General features: G+C 65.3%; 1 protein-coding gene. It reads right to left on the minus strand.

Features of this window, described 5'->3' with window-relative positions; translation table 11 throughout:
* Positions 1-78 precede the first annotated feature (78 nt).
* On the minus strand, positions 79-392 hold a 314-nt coding region (locus tag HX786_RS31550), incomplete at its 5' end, for a LysR substrate-binding domain-containing protein (RefSeq protein WP_256735357.1).

Raw genomic sequence — 392 nt, forward strand, 5'->3', positions numbered from 1 at the left:
AGGACCAGTACGCCAGGCTGGCCCCCGCAAAAGGCTGAAGATGCTCCCTGCACCCACGCACAGCGGGGCGAAAACCGGTTAGCCGAAAGTCTCCCGCAACAGCCCCGCAAAGGCATCCCGCGCCAGGTGGCGTTGGGTGTCCTTGTGCCAGAACAGCAGGTTATCCACCGCCGCCAATTCGTCGAAGCGGTAGGACGTCAATTGGTTGGCCTGCTCGTAGCGCGCCAGGATGCCTTCCGGCGCCAGTGCCACGCCAATCCCCGCGCTGACGCAGCCAATGATCGTGCCCCAACTGGCATAACTCGCGATGGCAGGCTTGATGTCGTGGGGCTTGAGCCAGTTCTCCAGGGCGGCGCGATACGGGCAGCCGGGCGGCCACACCAGCAGCGTGC

The organism is Pseudomonas sp. 21615526 (assembly GCF_013386245.1).
Taxonomy (GTDB): Bacteria; Pseudomonadota; Gammaproteobacteria; order Pseudomonadales; family Pseudomonadaceae; genus Aquipseudomonas.